Consider the following 17,255-nt stretch of genomic DNA (forward strand, 5'->3'; position numbering starts at 1 on the left):
ACGGAAAGGCGGGAATCGGGGTCGTCGGGCGGGTCAGCGCAGCCGGAAGGCCTTCATCACCTTGAGGCTGCCGCTCATGAAGGCGGCGTACTTCTCGTCGTCCATGCCGAAGGAGGGCGCCAGCGGCATCAGCCGCTGGTGGGCGACCGTCTGGGCCTCGGTGAACTTCAGGATGCCCTCGGAGCCGTGACGCCTGCCGAGACCGGAGTCCTTCATGCCGCCCATCGGCGACTGGACACTGCCGTACGCCGGTGCGTACCCCTCGTTGATGTTGACCGTGCCGGTCCGCAGCCGGGCGGCGACGCGGTGGCCGCGTCCGGCGTTCCGGGTCCAGACACTGGAGTTGAGGCCGTACGGGGTGGCGTTGGCGAGCGCGACGGCCTCGTCGTCGTCGCCGAAGCGGTAGATGGAGACGACCGGGCCGAACGTCTCCTCGCCGCATACGGCCATGGGGGCTTCGACGCCGTCGAGAATGGTCGGCTCGTAGAAGAGCGGGCCGATGTCGGGGCGGGCGACGCCGCCCGCGACGAGTGTCGCGCCCTTCTCGACGGCCTCGGTCACGTGCCTGCTGACGGTCTCCAGCTGCCGCTCGCCGACGAGGGAGCCCATGTCGGCGCCGTACGCGAGGGAGTTGCCGAGGCGCATGGCCTTCGTGCGTGCGGCGAAGCGGGCCACGAAGTCGTCGGCGACGGACTCGTGGACGTAGAGCCGCTCGATGGAGATGCAGAGCTGCCCGGCGGAGGAGAAGCAGGCGCGGACGGCGCCCTGGGCGGCCTTCTCCACGTCGGCGTCGTCGAGGACGAGCATGGCGTTCTTGCCGCCGAGTTCGAGTGAGACGCCGACCAGCCGGGCTGCGGCGCCCTGGGCGACCTCACGGCCGGTGCGGGTGGAGCCGGTGAAGGAGACGTAGTCGGCGCGGGAGACCACCTCGGGGCCGACGACGGGGCCCTCCCCGATGACGATCTGGAACACCTCGGCGGGCAGCCCGGCCTCGATCAGCAGGTCGCGGGCCCAGAGGGCGGTCAGCGCGGTCTCGGTGTCCGGCTTCATGACGACGGCGTTGCCGGACACGAACGCGGGCAGCGCGTCCCCGACCGAGAGTTCGAGCGGGTAGTTCCAGGGGGCGATCTGGCCGATCACCCCGCGCGGCTGGCGCAGTTCGGTGACCTTGGTGAGGGTCGGGACGACCCCGGTGTGCCGCTTGGGCTTCAGGTAGGAGGCGGCCCTGCGTCCGTAGTGCCGGGCCGAGACGGCGACGGCCAGGACCTCTTCGTGGGCGTGCAGCCTGGCCTTGCCCGTCTCCAGCTGGATGAGGTCGAGGACCTCGGACTGGCGCTGGAGGACCAGGTCGTGGAAGCGGAGCAGGACGGCGGCCCTGGCCCGGACGGGGGTCGCTGCCCACGCCGGCTGGGCGGCCCGGGCGCGGCCGAAGGCGGCTTCGACGTCCTCGGGGGTGGACTCGGGCAGGTCGGCCAGCTTCTCGCCGGTGAAGGGGCTGTGGTTGGCCGTGCGGCCGGAACCGGCGACGCCACGGGTCAGCTGGGCGATCACCTCCGCGGTGACCACGTCGGCGGCGGTGCGCGCGCCCGCGGGGGCGGCGGCCACCGGGTTGGTGCCCACCCGGGCGGCGGGGGCGGTCGTGGAGGCCTGCGAGTCCGTCATGAGGGCGAGAGTATGTCCACGCGCCCACTTTGGGTACCCGTGGGTAACAGGTTTTCACAGACCCCGCCCGGGCATTCCGCCGCACCTCGCCATGCAGCCAGTGATCACTGGCTGCATAAGCGCTGATCAGGGGTGATCCACTGCTCCACGCGGGGTGCGACGGTCAGAAACCGTGAATCCTCAGCCGCTCGGCCACCCGGGCGCCGGTGCGACGGCCCCCGCGCGCTTCAGCCCGCCGGCGTCGGCGGTTTCCAGCTGCGCAGCATCGTCTCGAAGAGCCGCAGGCTCTCGGCCCGGTCCGCGTCGGGCCCTGTCATGTAGAGCGCGTACTCGGGACCGCCCGGCTCGGCGATGTACATCTGGTCGATGCCGTGACGCGGGCCCGGGTGGTCCTTGGCCTCGACCCAGGTGAACTCCCAGCGTGAGCCGGGGCGGTCGCGGAAGATGTTCGACTCCAACGACTGCCGCTCGTAGGCCGGCAGCCGCTTCTCCAGGTCCTTCTCGATGCTCTCCATGTGCGCGTACGAGTTGTCGAAGTCAGGATGCGGATCGAGGCTGATCCGGATGCGGTGCGCACCGCCGTCCGGGGTGTAGTCGATCTGGCCGTCCTGCTCCTGCCGCTCCCAACCCTCCGGGACGAGGAGGCTGAACCCCTCGGGGTCGTGGACCGTCTTCCAGCCGTCCGGTACGCCGTTCACGTCTCCCGCCGGGTCCTGACTCGCGGACGGGGACGAGGAGACGGACGGGGACGAGGAGACGGACGGGCCGCTCGTGGCCTGTCCCTGGGAACGTCCGTCGGTACGGCCCCAGCCGTCCGCGAGCTTCATCGCTCCGATACCGGCCGCGCCGCCGAGGAGGGCCGCCACCGCCAGGACCAGGAGAGCGGTGCGCCACCGTCTGCGCGGAGCCGCGGCCGTGGAGGAGGGCGGTGACGGGGGCCGGGAGAGCCGTGCGGTCGATCCGTTCGAGGTGGAGAGGGCGAGCAGTTCCTCCTCGGACACGCGCTGCGTGGGCACATGGGCCTGTGCGGCACGGGGCCTCTGCCCCTCCATCGCGGCCAGCAGCATCCGTTCGGCCTCCTCGGCCGTCGGACGGTCGGCGGGGTCCTTGCGCAGCAACGCGGTGATCACCGGTTCCAGCGCGCCTCCGCGCCGGGGCGGCGGCGGCTCCTCGGTGACGACGGCCTGCATGGTGGAGATCGGAGACGTACGGCGGAAGGGCGAGGTCCCCTCGACCGCCGTGTAGAGCGTGGCGCCCAGCGACCACAGGTCGGACGCGGGGCCGGGATCGCCGCCGCGCACCCGCTCGGGGGCCAGGTAGTCGATGGAGCCGACCAGTTCACCTGTCCTGGTGATGGTCGAGTCGCCCTCGATCGCCGCGATCCCGAAGTCCGTCAGCAGCACCCGCCCGTCCCGGGCGAGCAGCACGTTGGCCGGTTTGACGTCACGGTGCAGCACACCGGCGGTGTGCGCGGCCCGCAGGGCGCTCAGGACATGGAGACCGATCCTCGCCGCCTCGCGGGGCTCGACCTCGCCGGTCTCCTTGGTGGCGTCGGCGAGCGACGGGCCGTCGACGTACTGCATGACGATCCAGGGGCGGTTGTCGTACTCGATGACGTCGTGGACGGTGACGACTCCCGGGTGGGTGATCCGGGCGGCCGCGCGCGCCTCCTTCTGCGTGCGGGCGTGCAGCACCACACGGTCCGCCTCGGTGGCGTACAGGCCGGCGGTCAACTCCTTGACGGCCACCGTCCGGTGGAGGACCTCGTCATGGGCTCGCCACACCTTGCCCATACCGCCGCGGCCCAGGACGTCGCCCAGCCGGTACCGCCCGGCCAGTACGATCTCCGCGTCCGTTCCCTGCGCGTGTTCCACGTGTGTCCCCGCCCCGTTCCTCGGGACGACAGGTTACGGAGGGGAGGCCGTCGCACGGAACCTCGCACCGCCCACGAGATGGCACTGTGATGCTTGTCGCGTCACGCCGACGACGGGTCAGGAGGACACTCGGTAACTGGAGATGGCCTGCTCGTAGATCTCGGAGACCTCGTCACGGTCGTTCTCCGGGCCGATGACCTGGACGATGTGGTACCTGCCTCCCACGATCATGACCAGGTTGCGCACGTAGACCTGCCGTCCACTGCTCTCCTGCCAGGTGAACTGCCCCTCCGCCATCGCCTGCTTGCCGACGTCGACGCGGCGCAGACCCGTGGACGTCGCCCAGCTGGACTCGCGGAAGGGCTTCAGTTCGGGCTCGCCGCTCCGCTGGTAGTCCAGCGGATCGCCGCCGTGGGCCTTGACCGTGTCCCGGCCCGGCACGACGAGGACACTGAACCCGTCGCTGCCGTAGAGGATCTGACGGTCGGAGTTGGCGGGACTGCGCTGCCAGCCCTTCGGCACGCCGATCTCGAAGCCCTCGGGGTCCTTCCGCAGGACGTAGCCCGACGCGAGGGCGACGGCCGAGCGGCTGGTCTGCGGCTTCCGGGAGCCCGGCGAACCGGACGAACCCCCGGCGCCCGCCGACGCGGTGGCCCCGGCGGACGGGGCGCCGGTCTCCCGGTCCTGCGGCGCGGCGGAGTCCGAGGGTGCGGGGCCCGCGCCGGTGCCCGAGCCCTGCTTGGGCATGAACATCACGGCGTAGGCGACGGCGGCGGCCATCACCAGCAGGATCAGCACGAGGAGCAGCCGTCCGAGCCTGCGCGGCGCCTTCCCGCCCGGCGGCGGCTGGCGCAGCACCTTGGGGCCCTTGGGTTCGCGCGGGGCTCGGGGCGGCTTCTCGTATCTCTGCGGCGGCGCCTCCTGCCGCTGCGCCCTTCCCTGCCGGTGCCGACCGTGGGCCGCACCACGGCCACGACGCCTGCGCACCAGCTCACCCCGGCGGCGTACGACCGGCAGGCGGGTGGCGTCGGCGGGAGGCAGGGTGACGACGTCGGCGCCGGCCTCGGGTTCGGGGGCCGAGCGCACGAGGGAGCGCAGCCAGCCGCGGAGCTCCTCGAAGTCGGGGCGTTCCGTCGGGTCCTGACGCAGCAGGGACTCGACGACGGGCCGCAGCGGACCGCACTCCTCGGCGAAGGCCGGGGGCTCACCGCAGACCATCTGCACGAGCTCGGCGGCGTTCTCCTCCGGATACGGGGCATGGCCCTGCACGGCGCGGTAGAGGAGGGCGCCGAGCGCCCACAGGTCGGTGGAGGGGCCGATGGGCGGAGCCAGCTGCCAGTTGTCGTGGACCGGACCGGCCTGCTCGGGCGCCCACCGCTCCGTGACGGCCCCGACGACCGCGATACGGGCCTGCCGGGCCCGCTCGGCGGCGAGCGGCGTGGCGGGACCGCGGTACGCGGGGGTGCTGGCGCTTCCGGCGACGACCTCGTCCCAGCCGCCGACGGGGGCGCGCGCGGTGACCGGCTGCGGCAGCCGGTCGGGGCGCTCGACGGGGCCGCCGCCCAGGCGCCGGGCGTCGGCGCGCAGTGCGTCCTCGCCGTAGCCGCCCGATGCCGACGAACCGCCCGCGGGCACGGGGCGGCCGGGGCCCGTGCCCTCGCCCCAGGTGCCGGCGAGGTGGACACGCCGGCCGGGCGGCCGGGGTCCGGGGTCGTCGTCCTCGTCGTCGTCCTCGTCGTCGTACGGGTACGGCCCGTCGCCCGGTCCGCCCCAGCCGCCGGTCAGCTGCGGGGGCTGAGCCGGGCCGGGCTCCTCGCGCTCCGGTTCGCCGGTGGCCTGCGTGCCGGGCTCCTCGCGCCCGTCCGGATCCGCACCGGCCTCACGCTCCGCGCGCCTCTGCTCCTCGCCCGCACGGGCCGCGGCACGCGCTCCCGCACGGTAGGCGGCGATGGCTCCGGCGCGGGCGGCACGCAGCTGCGCCGGGCTCCCCGCTCCGGGCGGCGCGGGCAGGACCGGCGGCGCCACCTCGATCTCGGCGCGGTGACCGGGCGCGGGCACACCGTCGGAGGACGCCCGGGGTGCGGGCAGGATCTCGGGCCCGGACGGCGCACCCTGGTCGGGCGACGGCCGCCTGTAGGGCGCGTGCGGGTCGGGCTGTTCCGACGGCCCGAAGGAAACGCCCGCGCCGGGCGGGCCCTGTGGCTCGGACCCCTCTGCCGGTCCACCCGGCCCCGGCTCGTCCGCACCGGGCGGCTCGCCGAGGTCCTGTCGCTCGTACGCGCCGGACGGCCTGTAGGGGCTGGGCAGTTCCGGGAGCGCGTAGGGCCCTGACCCATCCTGCGGGTTCCGGAGGGCGGGTGGTTCGTACGAGGCGGAGGGCTCGTGCGGGCCGCGCAGCTCCGGCGGGTCGTACGGTCCGGTGGGCCCCGATTCGACCGCCGGGGGGCCGTAGGCGTCCTCCTCGTCCGGCTGGGGCGCCGGAACGTATCCGCACAGCGCCTCCTCGGCCGCGCCGGCCGCGAGACCCGTCAGCACGACGCGGCCGTCGTCGCAGACCAGCACCGTGCGGACGGTGATGTTGCGGTGCGTCCAGCCGTGCGCGTGCAGCACCGCGAGCGCCGTGAGCACGTCGGAGCCGATCTCGGCGGCCCGGTAGGGGTTGAGAGGCCGTTCGGCGAGGAGCGCGGCGAGTGGCCTGGCGGCGACCAGTTCGCTCACTATCCAGAGCGATCCCGCCTCGGCGAACACGTCGAAGACCTGGTCGAGGCGCGGATGGTCCGGCACCTGGGCGGCGGCCTGGGCTGCCTCGATCGCCCTTCTGACCGCGGGGTCCGTGGGCCGGCGCACCGCCCGCCCGGTGGCACGCCTGGCGGCCGAGGGCAGCCCGTCGGCGTCGAGCACCTCCGCGTCCACGACCTCGGGCAGCGGCACCTGGCGGACCAGGACCTCCTGCCCGCTGTACGTGTCGAACGCCCGTGTCTCGGCCAGTTCGAAGGCATCGGACGGGGGCAGCGGAAGGCGGTAGCGGTCGGCGAGCACCCGACCCGCGTAGTCGTCCACGACGCCTCCCCAGAGCGCGCTGTCCCCCGGTCACGGAGACCGCATGAATCCGTCAATTGCGGTCACTTGCTGTGCATTTGACCTATGTTTTCGGCTGCGTACGGTCCTCGGCCTCTCACCATACGTGGCAAGTCACGGCCGTGCGGCCGGGTCACCGCAACCCGGCCGCTCCGTCGTGGGCCCGCGCCGGTCAGTCGGTGGGCTCGAACGTGGCGAACGCCGTGTCGCGCAGCGCCTTGCACTCCTTGCCGTCCCACTCGGAGGCCTTGCAGCTGATCATGATCGAGAAGCCGTGGGTGGCGTCCGCCTTGAAGCCCCGGTTGAGCACCCGGACCCGCATCCCCTGCTGGTTGCGCGTGAACTCCCAGTCGGCGACGGTGGGGTAGCCCTTGTACTCGACCTTCTTTATCCCGATGTGCTGGTAGCCGTCGCTGAGGCTCTTGGCGCTCGCGACCGCTCCGGCCCAGGCTGCCGCCGCGTCGTTCCTGGGCGAGGAGTTGTAGTCGACCTGGACACGCGGGAAACCGCCGCCGGCGTTGTAGATGGCGCCCGAGTTGGCTCCCGCTATCTTGTCGAACCTGAAGTTCCCGGGCATCGCCATGGAGAAGTGGAACTGCTTGTTGGTGACCTTCTTGAAGCCGGCGGGCAGGGCGTCGGGGTCCGGGGCCGGTTCGCCGGTCTGCGGGGAGGGCGACGGTGAGGGGCCGCCGGACGCCTGTCCCTTGTCCTCCCCCTGACCGTCCTTTCCGCCGTCCTCGGCGGCGTCGTCCTTGCCCGAACCGCCGCCCGCGGGCTCGGTACCGCTGCCGCCCGCGGCGCCGGCCGACGCCGAGGTGTCGCCCTTCGCCCCGTCGCCGCCCGCGTCACCGTCTCCGAGGGTGAGCGCGAGGACCGTTCCGAGAATGGCCAGCACGACGACTCCGGCGATGATCGCCAGGGTGCGGCGCGGCACGACGTCGGTGAGGGAGGCACGGGCCTGGCCGGGCCGCCCGGCAGGACCGGCGACGGAGGCCGAGGCCGCTGTGGTGCCGGTGGCACGCGAGGGCGCCGGGGACTTCGCGTTGCGCACGGACTTCAGCGCGCCGCGCAGCCGGTCCCGGGTGCCCTCCGTGGTCCCGGACAGGCCTGCCGTGGCCGCGTTGCCGGTCGCCTGCCCCGCCGGAGCGACGGCGCCTGCGGCAGACCCGCTGCCCGCCGCGGCCCCGGCGGCCGCGGGCTTCCCGGTGCCGCTCCCCGCTTCGCCCTTGTCCCGCTTGTCGCCGCTCCTGCCGCCCTTGGTGTCACCGGTCACGGGCAGTGCCATGACCTGTGTGCGCTCGGCCGGGGGGGTCACCGGCGCCTCGGGAGCGTTGATCACCGCGTTGAGCAGGACGCGGGCGCCCGCGTCGTCCAGCCGCTGGTCGGGGTCCCTGGCGAGCAGGCCGTAGATGACCTCCTCCAGCCCGCCCGCGTGCTCCGGCGGTTCGACCGGCTCGGTCATCACGGCCGTCAGGGTGGCGATGGCGGAGCCCTTGTCGTAGGGCGGACGGCCCTCGACGCTCGCGTACAGCAGTCCACCCAGCGACCACATGTCGGCGGGCGGGCCCGGCTTGTGTCCGCGAGCACGCTCCGGGGAGATGTAGGAAGGGGCGCCGACGAGCATGCCCGTCGAGGTGACGGAGGGGTCGCCCTCGACCTGCGCGATCCCGAAGTCGGTCAGGACGACCCGGCCGTCCTCGGAGATCAGCACGTTCGACGGCTTCACGTCCCGGTGCAGGATGCCCTCGCGGTGCGCCGAGCGCAGCACGTCGAGGATGGCCAGGCCGACCTCGGCCGCCCGCCTCGGGGTGAGCGTCCCGTCCTCCCGGATCACCTCGGCGAGGGACTTGCCCTCGATGAGTTCCATGACGATCCACGGCCGGTCGTCCTCGTCGACGACGTCGTAGACCGTGACCGCGCTGGTGTTGCGGATCCTCGCGATCGCCTTCGCCTCGCGCAGGGTGCGCGTGATCAGACGGCGCTTCTCGTCCTCGTCGATGGAGGACGGGAACCGCAGTTCCTTGACCGCGACCGTGCGGCCCAGCGTCTCGTCGGCAGCCCGCCAGACCGTGCCCATGCCGCCCCGGCCGAGCACATCCCCGAGCCGGTAGCGCCCCGCGAGGAGACGCCCGTCCTTGTCCCGTTGGGGCTCCTGTGCCTGCTCCGCCTCCGACATGCGTCCCCTCTGCGATCAACCCGCCCTGGCAGAGCGTTCATTGTCCCTCACCCCGGGACCGGTCGTGGTGCCGGGTCCGGGGTCCGCCATCATGTGGCCGGAGGAGGGAACCCCCTGCCATGCCGATTTCCAGGGCGCTGCTCGTCGCCCCGCTGGTGTTGTGCCTACTCGCGCTGGGATCCACCAGCCTGCCCAGCGAACCACACCTCACGCCCGCATCGTCCTACCTCCCGCGGCTCGTCGTCGAGGGCCGCGCCCCGGCGGCCGCCTTTCTGGCACGTCACAACACCCCTGGACACAGCGGTCTCTACGACTCCGAGGGGACCGGAATCCGTGTCGCCGACCGTTTCCGGGCGGGCAGCATCACGAAGTCCTTCGTCGCGACGGTCGTCCTCCAACTCGCCGCGGAGGGTGCGCTCCGGCTGGACGACAGCGTCGAGGAACACCTGCCGGGAGTGGTCCGCGGCCACGGGAACTCCGGTGCCCTCATCACCCTGCGCGCCCTGCTCACCCACACCAGCGGCCTCTACGACTACACGGCTGCCCTGCCCGCCGCCGACCCCGCCCTCACGGGAGTCGCCGGCCCGTCCGCCCAGCCGCTGAGCCCCGCCGCCGCCGTCCGCACCGCCGTCGCCCACCCTCCGGCGGCGGCTCGCGGCTCGTACGCGTACTCCAGCACCAACTACGTCCTTCTCGGCATGGTCGTCCAGCGCGTCACCGGGCACACGTACGGCACCGAGATCAGGCGCCGCATCATCGTCCCGCTCCGGCTGACCGGTACGTCGCTGCCCGGCGCCCGCACCACCCTGCCCCTCCCCCACTCGCGCGCCTACCACCGCGCCGGGGACGGGACGCTGCGCGACGTCACGTCCCTCGACCCACGCGTCGGCGGGGCCGCCGGGGAACTGGTCTCCACCCTGGACGACCTCGACCACTTCTACGCGGCGCTGCTGGGCGGCCGCCTGCTGGCGCCCGCCCAGTTGTCCGCACTTCTCGACACCAGGGCCGCCGGGGGTTCGTACGGCATGGGGATCCATTCGCAGAAGCTCTCCTGCGGCACGACCGTCTGGGGGCACAGAGGACGCATCACAGGTAGTTACGTCCGGTCAGCCGCGACCCGCGACGGGCGGCACGTCTTCACCTTCCGGGTCAATACGGACACCCCGCCCGCCCGGTCGCTCGAAACGGCGCTCCTGGAGGCGGAGTTCTGCGCCCGGAGGCTCTTCTGACCCTCCGGGCGCAGCCTCCTGCCCCGCGCCGCCGGTCCCGCTCGCCCCCTAGAGAGGCGAGATGTCGGGTGCGCCCAGTCGCGCGGCGTCCGCCGTCAGGTCGTCCGGCTGCCGCTGCGACTCCCGCTCGGCCTCCACGCGCTTCTGGTAGTGCTCCACCTCGCGTTCGACCTGGGCCGTGTCCCAGCCCAGGACCGGGGCCATCAGGTCGGCGCACTCGCGGGCCGACCGGGTGCCCCGGTCGAACGTCTCGATGGAGATCCGGGTGCGCCGGGTCAGGACGTCGTCGAGGTGCCGGGCGCCCTCGTGCGAGGCGGCATAGACGATCTCGGCCCGGAGGTAGTCGTCGGCGCCGGTCAGTGGTTCGCCGAGGGTGGGGTCCACCGCGACGAGTTCCAGGAGTTCCTCGGTCATGGAACCGTACCGGTTCAGCAGGTGCTCGACCCGGACCACGTGCAGTCCCGTCCGGGCCGCGAGCCTGGCACGCGAGTTCCACAGGGCCTGGTAGCCCTCGGCGCCCAGCAGCGGGATGTTCTCCGTGACGCAGTCCGCGACCCGCTGGTCCAGCCCGTGCACGGCCTCGTCGACGGCGTCCTTGGCCATCACCCGGTAGGTCGTGTACTTGCCGCCCGCCACGACGACGATGCCCGGTGCCGGATGCGCGACCGTGTGCTCGCGGGACAGCTTGCTCGTGGCGTCCGACTCACCGGCCAGCAGCGGCCGCAGTCCGGCGTAGACCCCTTCGACGTCGTCCCTGCCCAGCGGGGTGTTCAGCACCGAGTTGACGTGTTCGAGGACGTAGTCGATGTCGGCACTGGAGGCGGCCGGATGGGACTTGTCGAGGGACCAGTCGGTGTCCGTGGTGCCGATGATCCAGTGCCGGCCCCAGGGGATCACGAAGAGCACGGACTTCTCGGTCCGCAGGATGAGACCGGTCGTGGAGTGGATGCGGTCCTTCGGGACCACGAGGTGGACGCCCTTCGACGCCCGGACGTGGAACTGTCCGCGCTCCCCGATGAGGGCCTGGGTGTCGTCGGTCCACACCCCGGTGGCGTTGACCACCTGCTTGGCCCGGATCTCGTACTCGCCGCCGCCCTCGACGTCCTCCACCCGTGCGCCGACGACCCGCTCGCCCTCCTTGAGGAACGCGGTCACCCGCGCGCCGTTCGCCACGCGTGCGCCGTAGCTCGCAGCCGTGCGCACCAGGGTCGCGACGAAACGGGCGTCGTCCATCTGGGCGTCGTAGTACTGAAGGGCCCCGACCAGGGCGTCCTTCCTGAGAGCCGGGGCGACCCGCAGCGCGTGGCGGCGGGTGAGGTGCCGGTGCAGGGGCAGTCCCCGCCCGTGGCCGGAGGACACCGACATCGCGTCGTACAGGGCGACGCCGGAACCTGCGTACAGCCGCTCCCAGCCCTTGTGCTGCAAGGGGTAGAGGAAGGGCACGGGCTTCACGAGGTGCGGCGCCAGCCGCCCCAGCAGCAGCCCCCGCTCCTTGAGGGCCTCCCGGACGAGCGCGAAGTCCAGCATCTCCAGATAGCGCAGCCCGCCGTGAATCAGCTTGCTCGACCTGCTGGACGTGCCGGAGGCCCAGTCGCGCCCCTCGACCAGACCGGTCGAAAGTCCTCTCGTGGCCGCGTCGAGCGCGGTTCCTGCGCCGACCACGCCCGCTCCCACGACCAGCACGTCCAGTTCGCGCTCGGCCATCGCGGCCAGCGCCTCGGTGCGCTCCGCGGGTCCCAGTGTCGCTGTCCTCACTGCTGCCTCCCGGTTTTCCCGGTGGATCGGGGTGCCACGGCACGGAAGCGGGTCCGGCCGGGGGGCCGGGCGCCCGTGCCCACCCTTCGATTCTGTCCGCGGTCCGCTACTTCAGCCACCGCCTGTGGACAACACCCGGCTCACGCGACCCACGGAATGCGACATATAGGTCATATTTAAGCCTAGTCTGACATAGCGCTGTCCCCAGCAGTTGCACTCTCCGCCTCCTGGTCTTAGGGAAAGGACGGCTCTCCCCATGCCCGCAGACCTCGCTGTCATCGGACTCGGTCATCTCGGCCTGCCCCTCGCCCAGGCGGCCGTCGGGGCGGGGATCCACACCGTCGGCTACGACACGGACCCCCGGCCCTTCACGGAACTCTCGGCCGGCCGTACGCCGGTCGAGGGATCCCTCAGCGCCTCGGACATCCGCAGGATGGTCGCGGGCGGCTTCCGGCCCACCGCTGACCCGGCCGAGCTGGGCCGGGTCCGTACCGCCGCTATCTGCGCCCCCACCCCTCTCGGGCCCGACCGCATGCTCGACCTCGGCGCCGTCACCGACGCGGCCCGCGCGCTCGCGGCCCGGCTGCGGCCCCACACCACCGTCCTGGTGGAGTCGGCGGTGCCGCCGGGCACCACGGAGAACGTCGTCCGTCCGCTCCTGGAGGAGGGCTCCGGGCTGCGTGCCGGGCGCGACTTCCACCTCGCGCACTCCCCCGGCCGCCTCGACCCGGGCAGCCGCACCCACGTCTACGCCCACACCCCGAAGGTCATCGGCGGCCTCACCCCCGCGTGCACCGAGTCGGCAGCCGCCTTCTACGGACGGCTCACCGACAAGGTCGTACGGGCCAGGGGGCCGCGCGAGGCGGAGATGACCAAGGTCCTCGAAACGAACTTCCGGCACGTCAACATCGCGCTCGTCAATGAGATGGCGGTGCTCTGCCACGACCTGGGTGTCGACCTCTGGGACGTCATCAGATGTGCCGAGACGAAGCCGTTCGGATTCCAGCCGTTCCGCCCCGGACCCGGCGTCGGCGGGCACGGCGCGCCGGTCGACCCCGGCTGCTTCCCGTACAACAGCCGCACGCCCGGGCATCCGTTGCGCATGGTCTCGCTGGCCAAGGAGATCAACGACCGGATGCCCAGCTACGTGATCCAGCGCTGCGCGACCCTGCTCAACGAGCACGGCAAGTCCGTCCGGGGCGCCAGGGTCCTGCTGCTCGGCGTCACGTACAAGCCCGACCTCGCCGACCAGGAGGCCGCGCCCGCCCGCGAGATCGCGACCCGGCTGATGGACATGGGTGCCCAGATCGGTTACCACGACCCGCACGTCCTGGACTGGCGCGTGCGCGACCTGCCCGTGGCACGGGCCGACTCGCTCTACGAGGCCGCCGCAGGAGCGGACCTGACGGTGCTTCTCCAGCACCACCGCACCTACGACCTCCAGGGCCTCGCCGTGAAGGCCCAACTTCTCCTGGACACCCGAGGGGCCACCCCCGCCGGAGCGGCACACCGCTTGTAACCCCGCTCTCGCCGGCGTCTGCCCCGGCCAGATCTTCGGCTACGCCCTCACCGGGAACGAGGGAAGGGGGCCTGGCACACCGGTCGGTGTGCCAGGCCCCCTTCCCGATTACGGACTCCGGTCAGCGGCTGTGCTGCGAGTCCGCCACCGTCACCTCGACCCGCTGGAACTCCTTGAGGTCGCTGTAGCCCGTGGTCGCCATCGCCCGGCGCAGGGCGCCGAAGATGTTCATCGAGCCGTCGGGGTTGCGCGAAGGGCCGGTGAGGACCTCCTCCGTCGTGCCCACGGAACCCAGGTCGACCAGCTTGCCCCGCGGGACGTCCTCGTGGACCGCCTCCATGCCCCAGTGGCGGCCGCGGCCGGGCGCGTCCGTCGCACGGGCCAGCGGGGAGCCCATCATGACGGCGTCCGCACCGCAGGCGATGGCCTTCGGGAGGTCGCCCGACCAGCCGACGCCGCCGTCCGCGATGACGTGCACGTACCGGCCGCCGGACTCGTCCATGTAGTCACGGCGTGCGCCGGCGACGTCGGCGACCGCGGTCGCCATCGGGACCTGGATGCCGAAGACGTTGCGCGTGGTGTGCGCGGCGCCGCCGCCGAAGCCGACCAGGACACCGGCCGCGCCGGTCCGCATGAGGTGCAGGGCCGCGGTGTAGGTGGCGCAGCCACCGACGATGACGGGGACGTCCAGCTCGTAGATGAACTGCTTCAGGTTGAGCGGCTCGGCGGCGCCCGAGACGTGCTCGGCGGAGACCGTCGTGCCCCGGATGACGAAGATGTCCACACCCGCGTCGACGACGGCCTTGGAGAACTGGGCGGTGCGCTGCGGCGAGAGCGCGGCGGCGGTGACGACACCGGAGTCGCGCACCTCCTTGATGCGCCGGCCGATCAGCTCCTCCCGGATGGGCGCGGAGTAGATCTCCTGGAGCCGCGGAGTGGCGGTCTCGACGGGCATCTCCGCGATCTCGTCGAGGAGCGCCTGCGGGTCCTCGTGCCGGGTCCACAGCCCTTCCAGGTTGAGGACACCGAGGCCGCCCAGCTCACCGATGCGGATGGCGGTCTGCGGGGAGACCACCGAGTCCATCGGCGCGGCCAGGAAGGGCAGCTCGAAACGGTAGGCGTCGATCTGCCAGGCGATCGAGACCTCCTTCGGGTCACGGGTGCGCCGGCTCGGCACTACGGCGATGTCGTCGAACGCGTATGCACGCCGACCGCGTTTGCCGCGCCCGATCTCGATCTCAGTCACGATGATGTGGCCTTTCCTCTACGTCTGCGCTGACCAGTATCCCCGACACACACGTGAGGGGCGGTCCCGGGAACCCCGGTCCGCCCCTCACCTGCCCTGATGCCTTACTTCCTGCTGTAGTTCGGCGCTTCGACCGTCATCTGGATGTCGTGCGGGTGGCTCTCCTTGAGACCCGCGGACGTGATCCGGACGAAGCGGCCGTTCGCCTGGAGCTCCGGGACGGTCCTGCCGCCGACGTAGAACATCGACTGCCGGAGGCCGCCGGTGAGCTGGTGGACCACCGCGGACAGCGGGCCGCGGTAGGGCACCTGGCCCTCGATGCCCTCGGGAACCAGCTTCTCGTCGGAGGCGACGCCCTCCTGGAAGTAGCGGTCCTTGGAGTACGAGCGCTGGTCGCCACGGGTCTGCATGGCGGCGAGCGAGCCCATGCCCCGGTACGACTTGAACTGCTTGCCGTTGATGAAGAGCAGCTCGCCCGGGGACTCCTCGCAGCCCGCGAGCAGCGAGCCGAGCATCACGGTGTCCGCACCGGCCACGAGGGCCTTGGCGATGTCACCGGAGTACTGCAGACCGCCGTCGCCGATGACCGGGACGCCGGCCGCCTTCGCGGCGAGCGACGCCTCGTAGATCGCGGTGACCTGGGGGACGCCGATGCCGGCGACCACGCGCGTGGTGCAGATGGAACCGGGGCCGACGCCGACCTTGATGCCGTCGACACCGGCGTCGATGAGCGCCTGGGCGCCGTCACGGGTGGCGATGTTGCCGCCGATGACGTCGACACCGGAGGCGTTCGACTTGATCTTGGCGACCATGTCGCCGACGAGCCGGGAGTGACCGTGGGCGGTGTCGACGACGATGAAGTCGACACCCGCCTCGACCAGCGCCTGGGCGCGCTCGAAGGCGTCGCCCGCGACACCGACGGCGGCGCCGACGATCAGTCGGCCACCCTTGTCCTTCGCGGCGTTCGGGTACTGCTCGGCCTTGACGAAGTCCTTGACCGTGATGAGGCCCTTGAGGATCCCGGCGTCGTCGACGAGCGGCAGCTTCTCGATCTTGTGGCGGCGCAGCAGCTCCATGGCGTCGACGCCGGAGATGCCGACCTTGCCCGTCACGAGCGGCATCGGCGTCATGACCTCGCGCACCTGGCGGGACCGGTCCGACTCGAAGGCCATGTCGCGGTTGGTGACGATGCCGAGCAGCTTGCCCGCCGCGTCGGTCACGGGCACGCCGCTGATGCGGAACTTCGCGCAGAGCTCGTCGGCCTCGCGGAGGGTCGCGTCCGGGTGCACCGTGATCGGGTCGGTGACCATCCCGGACTCGGAACGCTTCACCAGGTCGACCTGGTTCGCCTGGTCGGCGATGGAGAGATTGCGGTGCAGCACACCGGCGCCGCCCTGCCGGGCCATGGCGATGGCCATGCGCGCCTCGGTGACCTTGTCCATCGCCGCCGAGAGCAGCGGGATGTTCACCCGCACGTTCTTCGAGATGTGCGAGGCGGTATCGATCTGATCGGGCGCCATGTCGGACGCGCCGGGCAGCAGCAGCACGTCGTCGTATGTCAGCCCGAGCGTCGCGAATTTCTCGGGCACTCCGTCGACGTTTGCAGTCATGACACCTTCCCCAAATGGCCTTGATCGGTGCGGATGTCCATGCTAACGGCCTCACGGGGTGTCTCATTCCACGAGCAAGATCACACCGAGGTTCTGTGGCTTCCCACCATCGGAAGGGGAGGCGCCGGAACCGGGTCTACTGGCCCGCGAGTGCGCGCAGCCTGCTCAGCGCACGGTGCTGCGCGACCCGGACCGCGCCCGGGGACATCCCGAGCATCTGTCCGGTCTCCTCCGCCGTCAGCCCGACCGCGACCCGGAGGACCAGCAGCTCCCGCTGGTTCTCCGGAAGATTGGCGAGGAGCTTCTTGGCCCAGGCCGCATCGCTGCTGAGCAGGGCGCGTTCCTCCGGTCCGAGCGAGTCGTCGGGCCGCTCGGGCATCTCGTCGGAGGGCACGGCCGTCGATCCGGGGTGCCGCATCGCGGCGCGCTGGAGGTCGGCGACCTTGTGTCCCGCGATGGCGAAGACGAAGGCCTCGAAGGGTCTGCCTGTGTCTTTGTACCGCGGCAGCGCCATCAGGACGGCGACGCAGACCTCCTGTGCGAGGTCCTCGACGAAGTGACGGGCGTCACCGGGAAGTCTGTTCAGCCGTGACCTGCAGTAGCGCAGGGCGAGGGGGTGGACGTGCGCCAGCAGATCGTGGGTGGCCTGCGCGTCGCCGTCGACGGCACGGTGCACCAGAGCACCGATCACCGTCGTCCCGTCCTCGCGCATCGGACCATGGTGCCTTGACACCGTGCGGTCCGATGCATCGCGTCCCGAGTTGTGCACCGAAGCGTTATCAGCGCGGCGCGGCGGGGTGCCGCCGGCGTCGTGGGCCGAGGCTCTGCCGACGGGCGGATCGACACCTCCGGCCGGCACCTCGGCACGGGCGGCCCGCGCGTCGGTCTGTGCGTCGTCGGCGCTGCGAGCGGGTGCTCCAGCGTTTTGAGCGGGTGCGCCGGATGTCATGTCCTGCGCCCTCCCCTTCCGCTCGACCGAATGTCCCCCGTGGGGCTCCACACTCAAGGATGCGGCATCGGCCGGGAAGCGTCACATACCGCTGGTGGGGAGGGCCCGGCCGCAGGTCCGCCGCCACCGCCGCCCCGTCCGCCGGCGTGCGGACGGG

10 protein-coding genes are annotated in these 17,255 nt (G+C 72.1%); 2 read left to right on the plus strand and 8 right to left on the minus strand.

From position 1 onward, the window contains the following. Window positions 1-33 precede the first annotated feature (33 nt). The 4 genes from OG206_RS13040 to OG206_RS13055 all read right to left on the minus strand — a co-directional run bounded on the left by OG206_RS13040 (window position 34) and on the right by OG206_RS13055 (window position 8,790). Window positions 34-1,662, minus strand: coding sequence for a succinic semialdehyde dehydrogenase (locus OG206_RS13040; RefSeq protein ID WP_327115559.1), 1,629 nt, complete (start codon window positions 1,660-1,662; stop codon window positions 34-36). Between the two features lie 227 nt (window positions 1,663-1,889). Next, window positions 1,890-3,536: a serine/threonine-protein kinase gene (locus OG206_RS13045; RefSeq protein ID WP_327115561.1), complete on the minus strand. Its 1,647-nt coding sequence runs from the start codon at window positions 3,534-3,536 to the stop codon at window positions 1,890-1,892. 117 nt (window positions 3,537-3,653) lie between these two features. Further along, complete coding sequence (locus OG206_RS13050; RefSeq protein ID WP_327115563.1) at window positions 3,654-6,596, minus strand: protein kinase; 2,943 nt, start codon at window positions 6,594-6,596, stop codon at window positions 3,654-3,656. A gap of 190 nt (window positions 6,597-6,786) precedes the next feature. Next, complete coding sequence (locus OG206_RS13055; RefSeq protein WP_327115565.1) at window positions 6,787-8,790, minus strand: serine/threonine-protein kinase; 2,004 nt, start codon at window positions 8,788-8,790, stop codon at window positions 6,787-6,789. Between the two features lie 119 nt (window positions 8,791-8,909). On the opposite strand from OG206_RS13055, the gene OG206_RS13060 reads away from it, so the two are divergent. Further along, window positions 8,910-10,019, plus strand: a complete 1,110-nt coding sequence (locus tag OG206_RS13060) for a serine hydrolase domain-containing protein (protein ID WP_327115567.1) — start codon at window positions 8,910-8,912, stop codon at window positions 10,017-10,019. A gap of 48 nt (window positions 10,020-10,067) precedes the next feature. On the opposite strand, the gene OG206_RS13065 is transcribed toward OG206_RS13060, so the two are convergent. Further along, complete coding sequence (locus OG206_RS13065; protein WP_327115569.1) at window positions 10,068-11,774, minus strand: glycerol-3-phosphate dehydrogenase/oxidase; 1,707 nt, start codon at window positions 11,772-11,774, stop codon at window positions 10,068-10,070. A gap of 256 nt (window positions 11,775-12,030) precedes the next feature. Here OG206_RS13065 and OG206_RS13070 point away from each other — a divergent pair, with 256 nt between their 5' ends. After that, entirely contained in the window at window positions 12,031-13,293 is a 1,263-nt protein-coding gene (locus OG206_RS13070; RefSeq protein WP_327115571.1) for a nucleotide sugar dehydrogenase, read from the plus strand. 121 nt (window positions 13,294-13,414) lie between these two features. Here OG206_RS13070 and OG206_RS13075 read toward each other — a convergent pair whose 3' ends face one another. From OG206_RS13075 to OG206_RS13085, 3 genes are all read right to left on the minus strand, one after another. Then, entirely contained in the window at window positions 13,415-14,539 is a 1,125-nt protein-coding gene (locus OG206_RS13075) for a GuaB3 family IMP dehydrogenase-related protein (RefSeq protein WP_327115573.1), read from the minus strand. A 104-nt stretch (window positions 14,540-14,643) separates the two neighbouring features. Beyond that, window positions 14,644-16,149: an IMP dehydrogenase gene (gene guaB, locus OG206_RS13080; RefSeq protein WP_327115575.1), complete on the minus strand. Its 1,506-nt coding sequence runs from the start codon at window positions 16,147-16,149 to the stop codon at window positions 14,644-14,646. 136 nt (window positions 16,150-16,285) lie between these two features. Beyond that, window positions 16,286-16,861, minus strand: a complete 576-nt coding sequence (locus OG206_RS13085; protein ID WP_030123887.1) for a sigma-70 family RNA polymerase sigma factor — start codon at window positions 16,859-16,861, stop codon at window positions 16,286-16,288. Window positions 16,862-17,255 lie beyond the last annotated feature (394 nt).

This window comes from Streptomyces sp. NBC_01341 (genome assembly GCF_035946055.1).
Taxonomy (GTDB): Bacteria; Actinomycetota; Actinomycetes; order Streptomycetales; family Streptomycetaceae; genus Streptomyces.

Excerpts from the sequence above, each read along its gene's own strand:
- OG206_RS13055 (WP_327115565.1), bottom strand. The coding sequence starts at position 8,790 with ATGTCGGAGGCGGAGCAGGCACAGGAGCCCCAACGGGACAAGGACGGG.
- OG206_RS13060 (WP_327115567.1), top strand. The coding sequence starts at position 8,910 with ATGCCGATTTCCAGGGCGCTGCTCGTCGCCCCGCTGGTGTTGTGCCTA.
- OG206_RS13085 (WP_030123887.1), bottom strand. The coding sequence starts at position 16,861 with ATGCGCGAGGACGGGACGACGGTGATCGGTGCTCTGGTGCACCGTGCC.
- OG206_RS13070 (WP_327115571.1), top strand. The coding sequence starts at position 12,031 with ATGCCCGCAGACCTCGCTGTCATCGGACTCGGTCATCTCGGCCTGCCC.
- guaB (WP_327115575.1), bottom strand. The coding sequence starts at position 16,149 with ATGACTGCAAACGTCGACGGAGTGCCCGAGAAATTCGCGACGCTCGGG.
- OG206_RS13040 (WP_327115559.1), bottom strand. The coding sequence starts at position 1,662 with ATGACGGACTCGCAGGCCTCCACGACCGCCCCCGCCGCCCGGGTGGGC.